Below are 20,008 nucleotides of genomic sequence, written 5' to 3' on the forward strand. Positions count from 1 at the left end.
ACAATCCCCTAAATAGAGACGCTTGACTACTAAATAGCAGTTGTAAGAGGTGTATTCATGAGTACTTCAAGTCTTATATTCTTAGCAATTTATTGGGTTGGAATAATTATTTGGTCACTAAAAAATAAGGAAAAGGCTAAAAAAGAATTACTTCAAATAAAAAACAATTGGAAGACAGGAGTAATAGTATTTTTACTTGTTTTTTCCCCATTTTTAATTGTGGCTCTTATGGCATTTGTACTGTAATTTATTGTACCTTATTAATCTAACAGTGTTTTACTTCAATAACAGGTGGTTGCTCTTTTACTATGGACTAACGGGGCAGGTTAGTTGTATAAGAACGGTGAACCAAATTTTGTTAATATTCCTTGATGTAGGATAGAATTAATATATTAAAACAAGATAATATTAGGAGGGAAACCATGAAAGAAAGTACAAAAAAAGAAATTTATTCTTGGGTAAAATCAATTGCCTTTGCTTTCATCATCGCTTTTATTTGTAGACAATTTCTTTTTACACCTACAACTGTATTGGGAGCATCAATGTCACCTACCTTTCAAGACCAAGATAGAGTAGTAGTAAGTAAAACGACTGAAATTCAACGATCTGATGTGATTGTATTCGATGCACCAGATATTGATGATAAAGACTATATTAAGAGGGTAATAGGTCTTCCAGGAGATAGTATTGATATGAAAGATGATGTGCTCTATATTAATGGAAAAGCCGTAGAAGAACCGTATTTAATTGCAAATAAAGAAGATAATCCATTTAATAAACTGACAGAGGACTTTTCATTGCAAGAAAAAACTGGAGAATCCAAAGTACCTAAAAACATGTTATTTGTGATGGGGGATAATCGTTTAAATAGTAAGGATAGCAGGATTTTCGGATTTATTTCCTACGACTCGATTGTTGGAGAAGTGAAATTTCGATTTTATCCATTACAAGAAATCGGCATACCTAAATAATAGTACAAGTAGAAGAAATGATAATTCCAATAAAGTGGTGATTTAGCACAAAAAGCATCATCAAAATCATCAAATTTTTTAAAAATCGCTATAGCAATTTGTAAGTAATGAATCTATTTTGTTCAATCTTTTTTTCAAAATGGATTCTTTTTATTTATCGTTAAATTTGGTTTTGCGAGGTATTTTTGATCAAACTTTATTCCAATGCTACAGCTTTCTTCAATTAAGGAGGATTGCCAAGGTAATCTTTTCTTAATGAACTAACGGGTGCATTAGCTGAAAATCGGAGTCTGCCTTAGGGAAGCTTTTTCTTTATGCAACTAACGGGGCAGGTTAGTTGCATAAGAACTGGTATAATTTAGAGAAAAGTAGAGTGTAGAGGTGAATTATGGCTTTCCTTATATTAGCAATCTTATTAATATTTTTATTTGACTTCACAAAAATGAGAAATCAAAATCAAACAATAATTAAACAGAATGAAAGGGTTATCTTTCTGTTGGAAGAGATTAAAAATAAAAAAGCGTAGTTCTTAACCTAACAGGTGCAATAAGGGAGTTGCTTTGGCACATCTTTGTCTTATGGCACTAACGGGGCAGTTAAGTTCAATAAAAAAATATTGTATAGAAATATCCATGAATTTAAATTTAGAGGACTCGCCAATGAAAAATATATTGAAATTGATAGCTGTCTATGTTTAGATAACATTAGTAAATATTCCCTTTTGTTAGTGAGGGTTTCCTAATGTTAATTTTATTGCAGACTACTCGTTTTCGGAATAACAGGTTGTTTAGTATACTGTGGTGTTTACTATGGAACACCTCTGTTAATTAAAAAAGGAGTCCCATTAATTTATGCTTTTTGGTTTTTTCTATGGTTTCCTGTAATGAGTTTATTTCCATTATCATTGATATTGTATCATTTAGAGGGAAATGTTTGGACATGGAAAAATATATTGGAAAGGTTTTGTTTTAATCCTTTAACAGAAAACGATTGGTATTGGGTTGTGGGTGCAATTTTTTTTACAATAATCTTCGACCAATTTCTTGAACCTTTAGGTAAGTTTTTTGCAAAGTTTCCAATACTAGCCCCACCAAGTTATCTTCCAGCTCCATTTAATCCGTTAAAAAGAATGGAATTACCTCCATCAGAATTTTTTGGTGTTTCGCTTTATGGAAATTGGAAAATGATTATTTTATTTATTCCTTTGCATCTTTTTGCTATGTTTAGTGAGGAACTAATGTGGAGAGGTTTTTTTCTTCCTATCCAGCAAGAAATTTTCGGTGATTGGGCTTGGGTAATAAACGGGTTTCTTTGGGCATGGGTCGTCCATGCTTGTCTGAAGTGGCATTTTATTAATATGCTTCCCAGTATGCTTATTGCCCCATGGATTGCTCAATTTACTAACTCAACATGGGCTTCTTTTGCAGTTCATTCTATTGGAAACAGTTTAATTTGGATTTTGTTATTAGTAGGAATCATAAAAAATATGAATAAACCTCAAAATATAAAATCAATTTAATTATCGTTTAGTTATGAGTTTGTGAAAAAATACACTTAAACTAATGGGAGCTTTAGTTCAATAACAGGGGTTGCTTCGCGGCGTACTTTTTCTTATGGCACTAACGGGGCAGTTTAGTTGAACAAATCTTTTTATATATTGTTGCTGTGATTATTGAAAACAAAGTATTAAATTTAAAACCATAGAATAAGTATTAGAAGTGAAAAGGAGCTTGCCTAGTTATTTTTTTATTCTTGTTTTCGTTTTATCTCCAACTTTCTTCCTTTTTATTATTAGGGGAAAAGACGTTTTTTCGAAAAAAGGAAATTTCAATCTCATGAACTTCTTTTAAAAAGACATCAAATTTCTTTCCTGCTTATAATTATACTCGAAGGTGAGTGAACATGAAAAATAGAATAAAAGTAAAAATGATAAAAATACTCAGTGGAAACAGGGAAACTAGATTAACTGTTCAAGTTGCAGATACTCAAAGAAAAAGAGAAAAGGGCCTAATGTTTGTTGGAGAATTACCCGAAAATGAGGGGATGTTATTTGTGTTTTCAGAAAAAATATATGGTGGATTTTGGATGAAAAACACATTAATTCCTTTATCTATTGCTTTTCTTGATTCAGATGGGGAAATTCTAAAAATACTTGATATGGAGCCTTGTAAAGAGGATAAATGTCCTACCTATGATCCAGAACTTTCTTATCATTATGCAATTGAAGTGAATCTTGGATGGTTTGAAAAGAATCAAATCAAAGAAGGGGATTATGTAAAGTTTGATTGAATTCATCTCACCTCTAGTTCTTAGAGGTGAGATGATTGTTTAATGGATATTTATGTTAATATTACTGAAAAGATTGTGAAGAAATGTACTTAAACTAACGGGTGCTTTACTTCAATAAGGAAGGTTGCTGAGGCTGACCTTTTTCTTATGGTACTAACGGGGCAGGTTAGTTCAATAAGAAGTGCTTTTATATGATGTCGTAGCACACACTAAAAGAATTGTAAAGATTTCAAGAAAAATAGAAAGCGGAAACCAAAAATGGTTTCCGTTTATTTATTTTGAACTTAGGATTTTAATTGCATGATATGCTTTTCTTGGAAAATACTTAAACTTTTTGAAACTTTCTTGTTTATAGATTCCACTAATTAGTAAAGGGGGTCAAATAAGATGGAAATAGAAAGCCACCGGCTAGTTAAAAAAGCAATCAAAGGTAATAAAAGCGCCTTTGAAAAGTTAGTTCAACAACATTATGAAAGAATCTACCGTACTGCCTATCTTTATGTACATAACGAAGAAGATGCGTTGGATGTTGTCCAAGAAGCAACCTATCAGGCCTTTACATCTATCCATTCGTTAAAAAATCCGGAGTATTTTATGACCTGGCTCACCAGGATTGTCATACGATGTTCGGGACATGTCCTAAAGAGAAAAAGCAATGTTGTTCCTTTGAGTGATGAGATATTGTCAAACCTGCCGGGTCAGGTAAATCCAAACATTGAAGAATCAATACTGCTGCTTAATGCAATTCAGCAGCTGAGAGAGAATTACCGTACTGTTATTATTCTATTTTACTATTACGATTACTCGATAAAAACGATTAGCAGTGTCATGGGAATTCCAGAGAATACCGTAAAAACTTATTTAAGCAGAGGGAAAGCGGAGTTAAAAAAGTCCTATAAAAATGAGGAGGAGGACAAATGCCATGGATAACAAGGAACTCAAAGAAGCAATAGAACAAATAGCTGTACCGAAAGAAAAAGTATTTAGTGCCATTTCCAAAGGGATAAACAAGGAAGGCAATAGGGGAAGGGCAAAGAAAAAAAAGGTTCTTGCAGGTGTGGCGACTGCTGCTGCTCTTCTTGGAATCACCGTTGCCTCAGGATTTGTTAATCCTACAATGAATAGAGTATTAGCTAATACCCCTTTAATAGGCGGGATTTTTCAAGAATTTAATGATTCAACAGGCGTGGAATTAGCTAACCAGGATGCAGTTACAGAATTAAACCAATCAATTACAAAAAATGGGGTAACTGTAAAACTGACCAGCGCTTACTTTGATGGCAATGTAGTATCAATTACAGGATTTGTAGATGAAGATGTTGAAAAGGGGCATAACGAAAAAGGAGAAGTAAGCTTTGATGTAAACTTTGAACACAATAAAGGGGATCATGACCCTTGGCTAAATGGAAAGTCAAATGACATTAAGAAAGTGGAAAATGGATATAACTTTCAATGGAAAATGGTATATCCTTATAAATCATTTAAGGAGAATTCTACTCTTCCCATAACGATTCATAATATCAACGGGATAAAAGGTGAATGGAATTTTGATATTCCAATTCAACAAGAAAAAAATCGTACATTTGCTATTAATCAAGAGCAAGGATACCCGGACGATGAGGTCAAAATCCGTATTAAAGAGATTCTTACCGCAAAAGCGTCATCTTCGCTTGTTTATGAGACCGTGGAGAAATACAAGGGTGATGACATTATTATATTAAAAGCTGTTGATGATAAAGGAAATGTGTATAGGTTTGGAAACCAAACAGTTCTCGAGGATTCTGAACAAGAAGATGGATATCATAGTACCGTTCGGACAGAGATGACCAAGCTGAATTCTACTATTACTTCCCTTACTTTTTATCCGCAGATAAATGTCGCAGATCCAAAAGTACAACAGCTTTTGAATATTAAATCTTTCACCTTAAAAAGCACACGGTTCAATTTAGGCCTGCAGGTAAATGATGTTACTCAAAAAGGTGAGAAATTGGTAATAGATTATCAACTTACAGGGCTTCCGAAGAATTTGAGTAAAGGTAAACTTGAAATAATTAACCATAATTTGAAATACCTTTTCTGGTTGGTTGATAAGGAATATTTAACTAAGATCGACCCGGAAAATCCATGGCCTCCTAAAAACCACGGTATTCCCTTTAATAAAGTAAAAATGATTGATAAGGCAACAGCGCACTTCCAATCTACTTTTGACTTAAACGGAGAAGAAAGGATTGAGAATTTTAAGCTGGAAAATGCAATGTTGCTATTTGATTTTTCAAGCTTTGTCCCAGCTAAGGAATTAAAACCATTTACTGTTGTACTTCCAGTGGGGAATGAATAAACAATTAAAGTAGCTCATTTTAGGGACCATATAGTTGACGAGTGGAATTCTACTAGTGCTTTGAATAATTAGTAATATCGGGGCGATGACTTATGTAAGTCACCGTCTTTTTTTTATTAGTTAGAAGTTTGTGAAATATTGTACTTAAACTATAGGGTGCGTTAGCTGAAGATCGGAGTTGTCTTTAAGGCGACTTTTTCTTTATGCAACTATCGGGCAGTTTAGTTCAACAAGCGTAGTGTCTTCGAACTGTGCAACATTAAAATTTATTCTCCCTTCCATTATTTAGTTTATAATAATAGTAAGGAGTTGTTTTTTTATTGAATGTTAAAAATATAAGTACATCCATTTCTGAAGATATTATTATTACTAATTTGACAGGTTACATAACCCTTGCTGATGTAAACACATGGTTTAATTCATTTGAGAAAACGTGCTATTCATTTATTAGACAAGGAAAAAAGTATAAGTTGTTAGTTAATCGTAAAGGTTATACTCCAGAACATTTTTCTGTACAAAAATTGTGGAAAGACAAATTGTTCTCTAATAATATATTAGAGAACACTATTGCAGTCGCTTTTTTATTAGAAGAAGGGGATATTCTAATTCACCTTGAACAGTCTAATACTAAAGACAACGCAATGTTCTCAAGTAACTATGACCAATTAATTGACTGGCTTACTAAATATAAATAATGGATTTCTACTCCTAAGTTGCTGAAAGGTAACTTTTTTTATTTCACAGTTTGTGTCAACTCAACAATATGTTATAGAACTACCATGAAAATTAAACACTAATAATAAGAAAAAAGACCATATTAAATAAAACGCAAGCTTCAATTTTTTTGAAAAAGAGCAGCGCCTTATTAGATCTCCTAATAAATCGGTGGTTAGGATGCCTCTGATATATTTACGGTATATCCTAAGTTTTCTAACCTTCGGACCGAATTTCGTACAATGGAAGCTTGCTTTTGCTTATCAAAATAATCTTCGCCTAAGTCTACATACATTTCTTTCCTTGTTAAAAGATAATAAGAAATTCTTAACATGGCGTGGGCAACGACAATTCCAGCTCGTTTTCTTCCTTTTCGCGCAGCTGTCCGTCTGTATAGAGCGCCAAGATAGTTTTTGGAGGCTCCAACTGAGTGAGCAGCCTCAGTTAAAGCAGATTTTAAATATTTATTTCCCTTTTTGCCTCTGGTTGATTTCCTTTTTCCTGCACTTTCATTGTGTCCTGGTACGAGGGCGGCCCATGAACATAATCTGGCTGCACTATCGAACTGTTTTTCAACGTCCGTTCCGATTTCAGCTAGAATTTGTTCTGCCATTCGAGTGGCAATCCCAGGTATTGAATCCAGTCGTTCTATGTTTTCTTGATACACACTAACTCTTTGGGCAACCTCTTGATCGAGGTTTTTAATCTGTTCAGTCAGAAAATCAATATGAGTTAGAATCGTTTTAAGCATCATGCGTTGATGAGGATTCACATACCCATTCAGGGCAAGGATTAAATCATCTTTTTTCTTCTTCATCGAACGTCGTGCAAGGTTTGCTAGTTTCTCAGGATCATCCTCACCAAATGCGATCGCATGAAGCATGTCCTTTGATGAAACACCCATAATATCCGATACGACAGAGCCTAATTTGATATTTGCACCTTCAAGCACCTTTTGAATTCGATTATGCTGTCTGGCTCGTTCTTCAATAATACTTCTACGATACCGAACAAGCTCACGCAATTCTCGTTGATTTCGATCAGGGATAAAGCTTGCCTTCAATAAACCATGACGAAGAAGTTGAGCGATCCACTCAGCATCCTTGACATCTGTTTTTCGACCAGGGACTGCTTTCATATGTTGTGCGTTAACAACTAAAAACTCCATTTCTTCAGCCTCAATTAAGTTCACGATAGGCTTCCAAAACACACCTGTGCTCTCCATAGCGACATGAGTGCAACCATGTGATTTAATCCAATCCATCAGTTGAATTAAAAACACCGTTTTTGTAGAAAATGTTTGAATCTCCTTTCCTTCGGGGGTCATAATGCAGGCGGTAATGTTATCTTTATGTACATCCATTCCGCATACTCGTTCAATGATTACTTCCATTGAAACCATCCTTTCTATGGCAAAAAATTAGAGGCTGGTGCAAAAACCAGAATAGGATTAATCTACCATGAGTGCTTCCCGTAAGGGAGCGACAGTCTGTGATGCACCGAGGTCGTTGGAGTCAGACTAACGGATGGGCTCTAATGGCACCATAGTTCATCGACCTTCCTCACCCAGCCATAGAATCAGTATGGACGGTTTTCCACCATTTTCATTCTCTGTGGTGCAGCGCTGGTTGTGCGCTGCATGGTTGGCTAACGGGTGCTTTAGTTCAATAAGGGAGGTTGCTGAAGCAACCTTTTTGTTATGCAACTAAAGGGGCAGGATAGTTGAATAAGAAAAAATTGCAATGTATAACAATATAAAGTTCTTCTTAGTGTAAAAAGACAATAAAGTTATTTAATTTAAAAAATCTAAAACAAGCATAACCCCGTTCTAAATTTAGGACGGGGTTAAAATATAGTTGTTTAATTTTCGATATAAGATACTTCACTGTACTTAAAAATATAACAATAAAGTCGTTTAAAAATCTAAGTTTTATTCAACATTAGCACCATATTCTGGAATAACTAAAATGTAGACTAAGTCCTCAAACCACTGCATAATCTGAGATTAATCAACCCGTAAGCTTAATAATTTTCAAGTTTAAATCATTAAATAATACATCAATGCTAACGACTGCTGAATCATCATCAGTTGGAATATTAATATCAAATATCCATGGATTATTATCAGCATCTCAAAGACTAAGTAATCGTGCTCATTATGTAACTGGGTATTTTCACCAAGATGAATGTCTACAATTTCAACCATTATGGTAAATAATGAACATGGATAATTAATAATATTAAATAATAAATTAATATTATTGATTTTTTGGATTAAAAAATTTAAATTTTATTATTTATATTTTTAATTACTTGTTATATAATCGAATCAACTAAAAGGAAGGAATTTCATTATGGCTTATAAAGTAATCACAAATTGTCCTGTCTGCAGTAAAACATTGAAAATTACAAAGTTGCAGTGCTCTCATTGTCACACTACGATTGAAAATGAGTTTGAATTATCTAAGCTGGCATCCTTATCAAAGGATCAGCTTCATTTTGTGGAAGTATTTTTAACATGCAGAGGGAATATCAAAGAAGTTGAAAAGGAACTGGGGATTTCGTATCCAACGGTTCGAGGCAAGCTAACAGACATCATTTCATCCCTTGGATATGTGCAGAAGAAGAAAAATGAAGTAGACGAGAAAAAAGTTGTCACCATGTTGGAAAATGGCGAAATCACACCAGAAGAAGCCATTAAGCTCTTAAAAGAGGAATAGGGAGGTATTTATCATATGAAAGAGGAAATTACAAGAGTGTTAACAATGGTTCAAGAAGGGAAGATTGATGCAGATAAGGGATCAGAACTGATCCAGGTATTAAAAGAGAAAGAAGAAACAGGTAATAAGCTTTTTGAAAAACCGACTAAATTTTTAGATAAAAAATTAAAAATTCGTGTTGTATCAGCCGAAAATGATAACGTCACGGTCAATTTGCCTATAAAACTTGTCAAGGTAGTATTAATGGCTGGACACAGCATCGCAGCGAGTATTCCTCAATCGGAAAAATACATTAAAGATATAGACATAAGCCTTATTATTGAAGCAATCGAAAACGAATTAGATGGCCAAATTGTTGATATTAAATCGGCAAACGGGGATACCGTTTCGGTCATCATTGATTAGTGATTTGCTTATGATGCATGTAAAAGTGAAAGCAAAAGACGTTCGGTTTACCATCCCAATTCCATATGCTATTTTAAACATTGTTATTTCAATTTTGTCTTCAAAATTTTTTCAGCAAAATGCAAACAAATGGACAAAAGACCACTTCGAAAGAAAAAAACTGGACTTTACCTTTCCACTAATAGACAAAAAAACGCTAAAGCCTATCGTCAAGGAACTGAAAAATTATAAGGGGATCGTGCTAGTAGATGTCAAAGCTAAGGACGGTACTGAGGTTAAGGTTAGACTATAATTTATTATAGAATACACCGACCACTGACTGGCATTTTGAAGAAAAAGCCTAATTTCTCGCTACAATACCGAGAAAATTATAAAAAAACAATAAAGTTATTTAATTTTAAATGAACTATTCTTCACTAAATTTGTGAAGTGTCACTTCTACTTAACGAAATAGACTTTATAATCAGAACTGAAAGTATAATTCACTTATAAATGAATTATACCGACTCACATTGTGATAAATTGTATTACTTCAATAACAAGGGTTGTTTGCGGCGTACTTTTTCTTATGGCACTAACGGGGCAGGTTAGTTGAACAAGTTATAAATTGAATAGTTTAAAGTTATAGAGCATTTCTTCGTAATGAGGAATGCTTTTTTATATTTTTTTAAAATGAAAGGATATTTAGGTAACAATAATTATATAATAAAAAACAACAATGTTTTATTGTAAAACGATAAAAAACGTGTTAAATTAAATTGACAATAAATAAGTGAGGTGCTTTTTATGAAACGAGGAACAACACTCTTTTTAAAGATAGCTGTTATTCTTATTGGAATTCCAGTTCTTGCTTTGTGCATATTTTTGGTGCCTGAGATAGCGAAGTTTGCAGCAGAATTGTATCCGGATATGACTTATATCAAATATCTCGTATTAATCGATTTGTATGCATCGGCGATACCATTTTACTTTGCTCTATATCAAGCTTTTAAACTTTTAAGCTATATTGACAAGAACAAAGCTTTCTCGGAATTATCTGTAAGTGCTCTAACAAAAATAAAATACTGTGCAATCACAATCAGTATCTTGTATGTGGTAGGTATGCCGCTCTTTTATCTCATAGCGGAGCTGGACGACGCCCCAGGTATCATATTAATCGGATTGGTCATTATTTTTTCTTCAATGGTGATTGCAGTCTTTGCTGCTGTTCTTCAAAGGCTTTTACAAGAAGCCATCGATATAAAATCAGAGAATGACTTAATAGTCTGAGGTGAATAACATGGCAATTATAATCAATATTGATGTGATGCTGGCTAAAAGGAAAATGAGTGTTACAGAACTTTCTGAGAGGGTTGGAATAACGATGGCTAACCTTTCTATATTGAAAAACGGCAAGGCAAAAGCGATTCGATTATCAACTTTAGAGGCGATTTGTAAGGCTTTAGAATGTCAGCCTGGAGATATTTTAGAATATCGAAATGATGACGACACCCAAGATTAAAAAAGAGGAACAAAAAGAAAAGGGGAGTTACTCATGAATTTAACCATTAAAAAAATGGAGGCACTAATCATGAGAGCACTAAAACAACTCGTTCGTTTTGGTTGGGAGCAGGCCCTATCATGTTTGTTTCCTGCCGTTATTTTTGCCTCGTTGGCTTTTACAAAACTTATGCCGCTTCCCTTTCTGCCACGGTATGACTGGCTGCTCATCATCTGCCTTCTGATGCAGTGGTGGATGGTGCGTTCTGGGCTTGAAACACGGGACGAACTAAAAGTTATCACATTGTTCCACCTTATTGGTCTTGCTCTTGAACTTTTCAAGGTACATATGGGCTCATGGTCTTATCCAGAGGAAGGATATTTCAAAATTTTTGGAGTGCCTTTGTATAGCGGATTCATGTACGCAAGTGTAGCGAGTTATCTTTGCCAGGCGTGGAGAAGGTTAAAGGTTGAATTGGTTAAGTGGCCACCGTTTTTGGTAGTTGTACCTCTTGCAGCTGCGATTTATTTAAATTTTTTCACCCACCATTATTGGATTGATATTCGTTGGTGGTTGTCTGGACTTGTCATTATCGTCTTTTGGCGATCATGGGTCATATACGAGGTTGCTGGAACTCGTTATCGTATGCCAATCGCACTTTCTTTTGTGCTCATCGGATTTTTTATATGGATAGCCGAAAATATCGCAACGTTCTTTGGAGCTTGGGAATATCCAAACCAAACCGATGCATGGAGTCTCGTTCATCTAGGAAAGGTAAGTTCATGGCTCTTATTAGTCATTGTTAGTTTCCTTATAGTAGCGATGTTAAAGCAGGTTAAGGGGAAAAATTCCACTAGAACCGATGCTAGTCAATTTTTATAACTGTTAAGAACCCTCTTTTAAAAAAGTTGGATCCTTAGCATAGTAAAGAATTCGACTTTTTTTAGGTTGAAGTTCTCCTAGCGTACAAAATTCTGAATAAGATAAATTGGAAAAAGCAACTTTCGAATTGTTGCTTTTTTCTTCTTATGGAACTAGAGAGGTAGTTTAGTTGAAGAAGCTTAATGTAAACGCACAGTTAATGACGTTTGTTTTCACAGTATGACTGTATGGATATGTGCTGTACAGTCTCTCTGTTTAAACGTACTGCGAAGCAACTAAATGTTCTATTCCAGCTAAAATTTCTCTTGATTATAAATATAACTAAAGTAAAAAAATGGTATAAATGGTCGTCGGCAGGTATAATAAAATTATCTTAAAGCAAAGGGGTTGTGCCTTATGAGTCAACGAATCTCCTACAATGATGTTGCACCCGATGGTATGAAAATTATGATGGATATGGAGAAGTACACTAAAAACTCTTCTATTAATCGAACTACTAGAGAGTTGATCAAAATTAGAGCTTCTCAAATTAACGGTTGTGCCTTCTGCATCAATATGCATACATCCGATGCTCGTAAGATGGGGGAAACTGAACAAAGAATTTATTGTTTAAATGCCTGGGAAGAATGCGATTTTTATTCACCTGAAGAAAAAGTTGCTTTGGAACTTACTGAGCATATTACCTTGATACCAACAAAACGAGTTCCTGATGACTTATACAAGCGTGTCCGAGAACATTATGATGAGAAACAATATGTTGATCTAGTTCTTATTATTAATCAAATAAACAGTTGGAATAGAATCTCTATTGCAATGGGCAATACAGCAACTAAGAGTTAATTTTCTTAACGAACATCCTATGGTGTTCGTTTTTTCATTTATTTTGTTGCATATTTTGTGTCAACTCTACAATTGGTCTTATAGAACTCCCTCAGTTTAATAGATAATGCTCACGAATACTCGCTTATTCGCAGGATTTCAAACCACATGGTATAGGTTGCTTTAGATGAACGAAAGAGATAGGATCGTTTTGATAAGATGAGGGCAGGTTGAAATAGGGGATCCATTGAGAATCCTATATTATTACATATGCTGCACGCATTTTCCACGCTGCCCCTGGAGGCTTTCCCTCCCATGTCTCAACGGGTCATAATCCTATGCCCTTTCATTCCTTCGTCATGCCTATCCAAGGGGTGGAGGCTGGTTTTGCTAACGGAACGGATCAATGCCCTTTTGTTCTATAAATCCAGTACTTCGTGCTTTCTTTGAAATTCTACGAATAAGCTAACTTTCGTAAAAAACAATGTGAATTTTAATTTACGCTGCTAGTTGTTCAAGAGGGAAGACCATTTCCGGTTTATAGGCAGAGCCATTACGAGCAATTCCTACTAGGACACGGGCGAGTTTTCCACATAGTTTCATGATGGATTTCATTTTCTTAATCTTCTTCACCTTAACATTGTTCGAGTGTAGGGCTTTAAACTCAGGGTTATTCATCACCAGACTCATGGTCGCAAGGAAGAGGTAACGCCGCAGGCGTGATCTTCCACGTTTGGAAAGAACAATTTGGCCTTTCCACTTCCCAGAGCTTGCCTCAGCGAGATGCAATCCTGCATGACGAAGGAGCGCATTCCCGTGAGCGAACCCACTCAGATCTCCAGCTTCTCCTAAGATGCCCGCCAGTGAAATTTCGCTGATTCCTTTAATGGCAAGTATTTGCTTAACGAATGGAATCTGTTCCAAGACGTTTGTGACTTCTTGCGTCACTCTTTCGAGTTGGGATGAAGCGAGATCATATTCCTCTAATAACTGTTCCAAGTGAAGTTTATACGCATCAAGGGCTTGTTTCGTACCAATTGAACGCTTGGCCAATGTAATCAGGGAACGGGCTTTTTTATGCCCGGAATGTCGCTTCATACATGATTTCCACCCGTTTACGATATCTTGAGGCTGTAAGGAACATATTTCAGCTGGGGTAGGAAAGAGGCGTAGGGTTGCGATTGCCCCTTTACATGATACGTCTTTAAACACTTGCCGGAGCTCGGGAAAGACAACATCCACCCAGCGATTAATCTGGTTGATGGAGCTAACAAGGCGCTTAACGATCACATCTCGGTTGGCGATAAGGACACGAAGTTTTTCAAATGATTCTGAAGTGGAACGAACGAAGGCATAATAGCCATTCTTCACCATATCAGCGATGACAAGGGCATCTTTTTTATCACTTTTGGATTGCGTATTATCACGATTTTCTTTGTTTCTTTTGACATGGTGAGGATTGACCGTAACGACATCAATGTTTTGTTTGACTAGCCACTTTGAAAGGTTTATCCAATAATGACCGGTAGGTTCCATTCCGACTATCGTGGTGTCTAGGTTTTTCATGTGTTTTAGTTCCTTGATCCAATTTAGTAATCTAGTAAAACCCTCTTCGCTATTTTCAAAAGACAAAGGTTTCCCGATCACAATGCCTCGATAGTTTACAGCACGGGCCACGTGTACGTGTTGGGCGATATCCACACCAACAACTAGATGTTGATCCGTAATTCTTTCAATCAGTTGATTTTGTTTGTTTTGCATTTTAAAATTCATAGTAGGGCTTCCTCCTTAAGACTTTGAGTTAGATTGGACACTATACTCGTATCTTACTGAGGGGCTCTATTTTTTTCAAACCTGATATTTAACGATCTACAGGAATGCTAACGGGTGCTTTACTTCAATAAGTGAGGTTGCTCTCAATGTTAGGGTGGATAATTTAATGGTTCGAAATTTACATTCATCTTTTAGGAGGACAGGCCTTTGACTTTTAAAAAAATCTTCGTAGGACTCCTGGTTATATGGAGTCTTGCTGCTTGTGACAACGAACAAGAACAAGTCATAAAAAATGAAAAGGTAGATGTAGAGCAAAAAAATGAGGTGAAAGATTCTACACAACAAGAGGATGTACCCTCTTACGAAGCACCCAAGTATCATATATATGGTGGCTGGATGAATGGTGGATCTTATATACTAATCAAAAGTGATGGTGACGGTGGTGAGGGTAGATCCAAGTTCACATTAGAAAAATTCACTAAAACGGGAAAAGATACAATCATAAAGCATTTCCAGTTATCAGAATCTACTGGATAAAAACTAACCGGTATAATATCTAGCAAAGAATCAAACAAGACTTCTTTTCTAACGCTAGAATTAAATAAAGAAAAAACCGAAATAACTGTCACGTTGCCAAATGGAAAACCCGTTACATATAAAGAAGCAGAAATAGATCCGCAAGAATTTAATCCCGATTATGAGTGGGAAGAATGAAACCACAGTAAAAGACACCTCCGGAACCGTAGGAGTCGAACCCACACAGAAGGTATTTAGACCTCAGTTCTACCTTTAAACTATGTCCTTAGAAAGACAGCTATAACTACTGACCAACTGAGTGGAATTAAAACAACAATAGGAGATACAAAAATGTGGTTAAAAGTGAGGGCGACTGATATTAGCAATACTGGGTTATTATGTGGTTAACTTAATTATCTTCATTTTTTAATAAATAAATGTTGGTTAATTACCAATTGTACCAAACTACAACTCCTAATATGAAGATTGGGACGCAAGCCATAAATACTCCGTAAAAAGAAAGTTCAAAGTCCTCAGGGTTTCCCATAAAAGTTCTTAGACCTGCTCTATCCAATGCAGTTTTTTTTATTTTATGTTTTTCCTCTTCATTTTTACTCATATATGCATCCGCCTTATCCAATATTTGTTATTATGATTTTAACATATATATACATTTTAAAAAAATGCATTTTATTTTATTAGTCTTATGAATACACGATCATTTATTATATTGAGTTCTTCTACAGAGCGATTATTTAATAAGGTTAGCTTTTCTTATTGAGCTAAAGGGACATTTTAGTTTTAAAAGGAAATATTACGAAAATATGGAAACGTCATTTATCAAACACTGTAAATACAGTACAGATGTTAATGACACTATTATTTATTACTGCTGTTATTGGTTTATATAGCTTACTTATGTTTTTTCAAACTAAGAAAAGTAATACTTTTTTATTGCACATGTAATTTCCCTTCGTCATTTTCATTTTTTCATAATTCCACCTATTCCAACAGGCCCACGGCATATGAGTTTTCTTTACCTAGCGGTATGTTCAAACACTGATTTAATTTGACTTTTTTGTATTGTCCTGAAAAAAGTTGATAACTTTAAAAAACTATATTTCTAATAAATGTTGAAAATAAAAGTAGAAGATACATATTCGAGGCTTAATAATCATATTTAGTAACGATTGAAGGAAAATGAATTTTGGAGGCCATGATAATGAATGAAAAAGATTCTAAACAGACGCAAGCTTTATCAGAAGAAGACTCTAATGAAAGAAAAAAGTTATATAGAGACCTCTCCAAACGGACTAATGATGAGTCAGCTAAACTTCATTCACAGACAGTCGGCTCTAGAGGACCTGTACTGGAACAAGATAATGTACTCCACGAGTCCTTACAAGAGTTTATTCATGAAAAAATATTAGAAAGACCGGTTCATGTGAAAGGATTTGGTGCATTTGGTTATTTTCAAACGATATATTCGATGTCCGAATACACAAAACTGAACTTTTTACAAAATCCTGATCATAAGGTACCTGTTATGGTTCGCTTTTCATTAGCTGTCAGTACGAAAGGAACACCTGATACTTCCAGAAATGTACGTGGTTTCGCTACAAAATTTTATACAGAAGAAGGTGTTTTTGACCTTTTATGTAATCATATCCCCGTCTTTTCTGTTCGTGATTCGATACGTTTCCCAGAATTTATTAAAGCATTCTTACCTTCACCCAAAAATAACTTAATTGACCCTGATAGATTTTGGAGCTTTGTAGCAAGAGCACCCGAATCTATTCATTTTATTGTACGTCTCTACTCTGACGCAGGTACAGTAAAAAGTCTTCGTCACATACCAGGACATAGTGTGAATACATATGTTTGGAGAAATGCTCAAGGTATTAGAAAGTATGTTAAATACCATTGGTATCCATTTGAAGGTGTACAATACATTGGTCGCAAGGAAGCAAATAGACTAGCCGCTGAAAACCCTGATTATGCTGGTAAAGATCTATTCGATGCTATTGCGGGTGGTAAATCAGTGGAATATGGCTTATACGTTCAGCTCATGGATCCTGCAGATGAAGCCCATCTTTCTTATGATCCTTTAGACGATACAAAAGTATGGGATGAGAAAGAATACCCTCTTATACCAGTAGGGAAAATGGTATTAAGTAAAAATCCTGATAATTATATGGAACAAGTAGAAAAAGTCGCCTTCTCCCCTTCAAATTTACTTGACGGTGCAGAATTATCTGATGATAAAATACTGCAGGGCCGAGCCAATATTTATAATGATTCTCAAAGAAGAAGAATTGGGCCTGAATTTCGAAAAGTACCAGTCAATCAACAGCAAGACTGGACAACGGCTAACCAAATTACAAGTGGTGATGGAAGATATGTTGAAGGAAAACTAGAAAGAACTTCTATAACAAAGCATGATGATTTTATGCAGGCTGGTGAATTCTATATGAAGTTAACTCCTATAGAAAAAGAACATCTTGTAGAAAATTTGGCTAGCGACTTGATAGTCATATCCGATGATATTAGAAAGAAAGTTATGGAGTATTTAAATAAGGTATCATCTGACTTGGCAAAAAGAATTGAGATACAACAAAAAAAACAATAAAGATATAAAAATTAAAATTTGGTTATTATTAATGAACAGTAAAATTTGTATATAAGGTTTTAAAAAATAATATTAATTTTTAAATAGAAAGAAAAAAGAAGCTTTGCCGTTAATTAACCTGCCCTATAGATTGGGGTGCCCTGCACTTCGACAATGATCTACAAAACCAGGATGCCTTTCAAGGCGCCACACTTATGAATACTGCTAAATTAGGCTCAGTCTTAGGACTGAGTTTTTGTGGTGTTTTTGAAAGAAAACAGAATTCATCAATCATCACGAACTCTCCCTCTCTAGTATTCTGTCGACAAAATCTAGTAAATATCGGGAGTGACAGGCACCGATTTTAAGTTTTTCTAATTTCTTACCTTAGCGTGGTGACGGGCGGCTCTGGTACTTATTACTTTAGTCATCTTAAATAGAATGTTGGATGTAAAGCTTCTGTAAATTGAGATTTACAAAAGCTTAGTGTTGGAATTATGTTTGCTTAATATTTGTTTTGTATATTCATAGTGTGAAACAAAATAAAAACAAACATATTTAGGGGGAAAACGACAATGTCTTGGAACCGTAAGTGGAAAACAGGAATAATCGGTGCAATGACTATTTCAATGTTAGCAGCATGTTCATCAAATAATAATATTAAAGAATCAAGCGCAGGAGAAGAAGCAGATTATAACAAATTGACATTGACACAAATAGAAGACAAGGCAAAAGAAGAAGGCAAAGTTAATTCAGTTGGGATGCCGGATACTTGGGCAAACTGGGTGGAAACTTGGGATGAGTTGGGCGAAAAATATAATGTGCAACATACTGATACAGATATGTCGAGTGCAGAAGAGTTAGCAAAATTTGCAGCTGAAAAAAATGATGCAACAGCTGATATTGGTGATGTTGGAATTGCCTTTGGACCTATTGCAGAGGAACAAGACTTAACGATTCCCTATAAAACGTCCTATTGGGATGACATTCCAGATTGGGCGAAAGATGATAACGGAGACTGGGTAGTTGGCTATACAGGAACGATGGCAATTATTACAGATAAGAATAACGTAAAAACGGTCCCGACTTCTTGGGAAGATATAAAAAATGGTAATTACACAGTTAGTATTGGTGATGCGTTAACAGCAAACCAAGCACAATTTGCTATATTAGCAGCTGCTTATGCTTTCGGTGGAGACGAAAAGAATATTCAACCGGGTATTGACTTCTTTGCAGAATTAGCGAAACAAGGTCGTTTATCTGCTGGTGATCCTAGTGTTGCTAATCTAGAAAAAGGTGAAATTGATGTTGCTTTACTTTGGGACTTTAATGCACTGGGTTATCGTAAACAAGTTGATGAAGCACGATTTGACGTAACGATTCCAGAAGAGGCATCTGTTACATCTGGTTATGCCACAATCATTAATAAATATTCAAAAAAACCGCATGCTGCTATGTTGACTCGTGAATACATTCTTTCAGATGAGGGTCAAGAAAATTTAGCAAAAGGGTATGCACGTCCAATTCGTGAAAATGTTGAATTATCAGAAGAAGTTCAATCTCTTCTATTACCGGATAACATGTATAAAAATGCCCAACCAGTTGGCGATCAAAAGGCTTGGGAAGAAACAACGAAACAAATTCCTCAAATGTGGCAAGAGAAGGTGTTAATCCATGTCAAATAATCGTTTAATTATGATCGTTGTGGATGCGTTGCGTTTTGATACAGCGTGTTCTCATATGGGTTTTATGCAACATCTCGTTGAACAAGGAAAGGTCGCGCGTTATGAAGTGAAATCGGAAGTCCCTTCTTTATCTCGGCCACTATATGAAACGATTTTGACTGGAACGCCACCTTTAGTCCATGGAATTGTTGGCAATGGAGTCGTCCGCTTATCAACACAAGAAAGTCTGTTTCATTTAGCAAGACGCAGCGGGAAGAAAACCGCTGCAGCTGCTTATCATTGGGTAAGTGAGCTATATAATCATGCGCCATTTCGTCCTGGAATGGATCGAATTCAATTAGATAAAGATGCCCCTATTGAAAATGGTCTGTTCTACTTTGAAGATCATTATCCAGATAACCATTTATTCGCAGAAGCTAGGTGGCTCGTTTCAGAAAAGAAACCAGATTTCATCTATATTCACCCGATGAATGTAGATGATGATGGACATAAATTTACAGCAGATTCTGTTCAATATCGAAATCGCGTTTTAGCTACAGATGCCTTATTGGCACTTTCGTTGCCAGAATGGATGGAACTTGGATACAACATTATCGTGACAGCCGATCACGGAATGACAAGCGATGGAAATCACGGTGGGAATACAACTAATGATCGCCATGTTCCGTTATTTATTGCTTCGAATAAAGTGAAGCCGGTTGTTCAGGATCAAATTATCTCTCAGCTACAAGTGGCGCCACTTGCTTGCCATTTACTCGGAATCGATCCATCAGAAGCGATGGTCCCTCTCATCATACCTGGGGTCTAG

General features: G+C 35.4%; 21 protein-coding genes. 18 read left to right on the forward strand and 3 right to left on the reverse strand.

The window, feature by feature from the left end:
• The first annotated feature begins 57 nt into the window (after window positions 1–57).
• From JFU24_RS26855 to JFU24_RS26885, 7 genes are all read left to right on the forward strand, one after another.
• Window positions 58–246, forward strand: coding sequence for a hypothetical protein (locus JFU24_RS26855; protein ID WP_201223862.1), 189 nt, complete (start codon window positions 58–60; stop codon window positions 244–246).
• 176 nt (window positions 247–422) lie between these two features.
• Entirely contained in the window at window positions 423–971 is a 549-nt protein-coding gene (gene lepB, locus JFU24_RS26860) for a signal peptidase I (protein WP_201223864.1), read from the forward strand.
• Between the two features lie 883 nt (window positions 972–1,854).
• The gene (locus JFU24_RS26865) at window positions 1,855–2,490 is read left to right on the forward strand and encodes a CPBP family intramembrane glutamic endopeptidase (protein ID WP_201250731.1); all 636 of its coding nucleotides are present in this window, start codon (window positions 1,855–1,857) and stop codon (window positions 2,488–2,490) included.
• Between the two features lie 383 nt (window positions 2,491–2,873).
• Entirely contained in the window at window positions 2,874–3,260 is a 387-nt protein-coding gene (locus JFU24_RS26870; protein WP_201223868.1) for a DUF192 domain-containing protein, read from the forward strand.
• Window positions 3,261–3,647: 387 nt separating this feature from the next.
• A complete protein-coding gene (locus JFU24_RS26875; RefSeq protein ID WP_207196119.1) occupies window positions 3,648–4,190 on the forward strand; it encodes a sigma-70 family RNA polymerase sigma factor in 543 nt (180 codons plus the stop codon).
• Complete coding sequence (locus JFU24_RS26880) at window positions 4,183–5,598, forward strand: DUF4179 domain-containing protein (protein WP_201250732.1); 1,416 nt, start codon at window positions 4,183–4,185, stop codon at window positions 5,596–5,598. The genes JFU24_RS26875 and JFU24_RS26880 overlap by 8 nt, the downstream gene beginning before the upstream one ends.
• Before the next feature lie 320 nt (window positions 5,599–5,918).
• Window positions 5,919–6,293, forward strand: a complete 375-nt coding sequence (locus JFU24_RS26885; RefSeq protein ID WP_201223872.1) for an STAS/SEC14 domain-containing protein — start codon at window positions 5,919–5,921, stop codon at window positions 6,291–6,293.
• Window positions 6,294–6,487: 194 nt separating this feature from the next.
• On the opposite strand, the gene JFU24_RS26890 is transcribed toward JFU24_RS26885, so the two are convergent.
• Window positions 6,488–7,705, reverse strand: a complete 1,218-nt coding sequence (locus tag JFU24_RS26890; RefSeq protein WP_201250733.1) for an IS110 family transposase — start codon at window positions 7,703–7,705, stop codon at window positions 6,488–6,490.
• 961 nt (window positions 7,706–8,666) lie between these two features.
• Between JFU24_RS26890 and JFU24_RS26895 the strand changes: the two genes are divergently transcribed.
• From JFU24_RS26895 to JFU24_RS26925, 7 genes are all read left to right on the forward strand, one after another.
• Window positions 8,667–9,032 (forward strand): DUF2089 domain-containing protein, encoded by a 366-nt coding sequence (locus JFU24_RS26895; protein WP_018393054.1) that lies wholly within the window; start codon window positions 8,667–8,669, stop codon window positions 9,030–9,032.
• Between the two features lie 15 nt (window positions 9,033–9,047).
• Window positions 9,048–9,437 carry an SHOCT-like domain-containing protein gene (locus JFU24_RS26900; RefSeq protein ID WP_201250734.1) on the forward strand — a complete coding sequence of 130 codons (390 nt, stop codon included), beginning with the start codon at window positions 9,048–9,050 and terminating at the stop codon, window positions 9,435–9,437.
• A 10-nt stretch (window positions 9,438–9,447) separates the two neighbouring features.
• Window positions 9,448–9,729, forward strand: coding sequence for a hypothetical protein (locus tag JFU24_RS26905; RefSeq protein WP_201223914.1), 282 nt, complete (start codon window positions 9,448–9,450; stop codon window positions 9,727–9,729).
• Window positions 9,730–10,223: 494 nt separating this feature from the next.
• Window positions 10,224–10,706: a DUF2975 domain-containing protein gene (locus JFU24_RS26910; protein ID WP_201185492.1), complete on the forward strand. Its 483-nt coding sequence runs from the start codon at window positions 10,224–10,226 to the stop codon at window positions 10,704–10,706.
• A gap of 10 nt (window positions 10,707–10,716) precedes the next feature.
• A complete protein-coding gene (locus JFU24_RS26915) occupies window positions 10,717–10,938 on the forward strand; it encodes a helix-turn-helix domain-containing protein (protein WP_201185490.1) in 222 nt (73 codons plus the stop codon).
• Window positions 10,939–11,007: 69 nt separating this feature from the next.
• The gene (locus tag JFU24_RS26920) at window positions 11,008–11,799 is read left to right on the forward strand and encodes a DUF817 domain-containing protein (protein WP_201187922.1); all 792 of its coding nucleotides are present in this window, start codon (window positions 11,008–11,010) and stop codon (window positions 11,797–11,799) included.
• A gap of 396 nt (window positions 11,800–12,195) precedes the next feature.
• On the forward strand, window positions 12,196–12,639 hold the full coding sequence (locus JFU24_RS26925) for a carboxymuconolactone decarboxylase family protein (protein WP_201223916.1): 444 nt from the start codon (window positions 12,196–12,198) through the stop codon (window positions 12,637–12,639).
• Window positions 12,640–13,116: 477 nt separating this feature from the next.
• Here the strand turns inward: JFU24_RS26925 and JFU24_RS26930 are convergent, their stop codons facing one another.
• On the reverse strand, window positions 13,117–14,391 hold the full coding sequence (locus JFU24_RS26930; RefSeq protein ID WP_201250735.1) for an IS110 family transposase: 1,275 nt from the start codon (window positions 14,389–14,391) through the stop codon (window positions 13,117–13,119).
• Between the two features lie 207 nt (window positions 14,392–14,598).
• Here JFU24_RS26930 and JFU24_RS26935 point away from each other — a divergent pair, with 207 nt between their 5' ends.
• The gene (locus JFU24_RS26935; RefSeq protein WP_201250736.1) at window positions 14,599–14,928 is read left to right on the forward strand and encodes a hypothetical protein; all 330 of its coding nucleotides are present in this window, start codon (window positions 14,599–14,601) and stop codon (window positions 14,926–14,928) included.
• 427 nt (window positions 14,929–15,355) lie between these two features.
• Here the strand turns inward: JFU24_RS26935 and JFU24_RS26940 are convergent, their stop codons facing one another.
• Window positions 15,356–15,526 carry a hypothetical protein gene (locus JFU24_RS26940; protein ID WP_201250737.1) on the reverse strand — a complete coding sequence of 57 codons (171 nt, stop codon included), beginning with the start codon at window positions 15,524–15,526 and terminating at the stop codon, window positions 15,356–15,358.
• 603 nt (window positions 15,527–16,129) lie between these two features.
• Between JFU24_RS26940 and JFU24_RS26945 the strand changes: the two genes are divergently transcribed.
• The 3 genes from JFU24_RS26945 to JFU24_RS26955 all read left to right on the forward strand — a co-directional run bounded on the left by JFU24_RS26945 (window position 16,130) and on the right by JFU24_RS26955 (window position 20,008).
• On the forward strand, window positions 16,130–17,536 hold the full coding sequence (locus tag JFU24_RS26945; protein WP_201250738.1) for a catalase: 1,407 nt from the start codon (window positions 16,130–16,132) through the stop codon (window positions 17,534–17,536).
• 554 nt (window positions 17,537–18,090) lie between these two features.
• A complete protein-coding gene (locus JFU24_RS26950) occupies window positions 18,091–19,200 on the forward strand; it encodes an ABC transporter substrate-binding protein (RefSeq protein WP_201185480.1) in 1,110 nt (369 codons plus the stop codon).
• The gene (locus JFU24_RS26955; RefSeq protein ID WP_201223928.1) at window positions 19,190–20,008 is read left to right on the forward strand and encodes an alkaline phosphatase family protein; all 819 of its coding nucleotides are present in this window, start codon (window positions 19,190–19,192) and stop codon (window positions 20,006–20,008) included. The genes JFU24_RS26950 and JFU24_RS26955 overlap by 11 nt, the downstream gene beginning before the upstream one ends.

The organism is Peribacillus sp. TH27 (genome assembly GCF_016650915.1).
In the GTDB taxonomy this organism is placed as follows: Bacteria; Bacillota; Bacilli; order Bacillales; family DSM-1321; genus Peribacillus; species Peribacillus butanolivorans.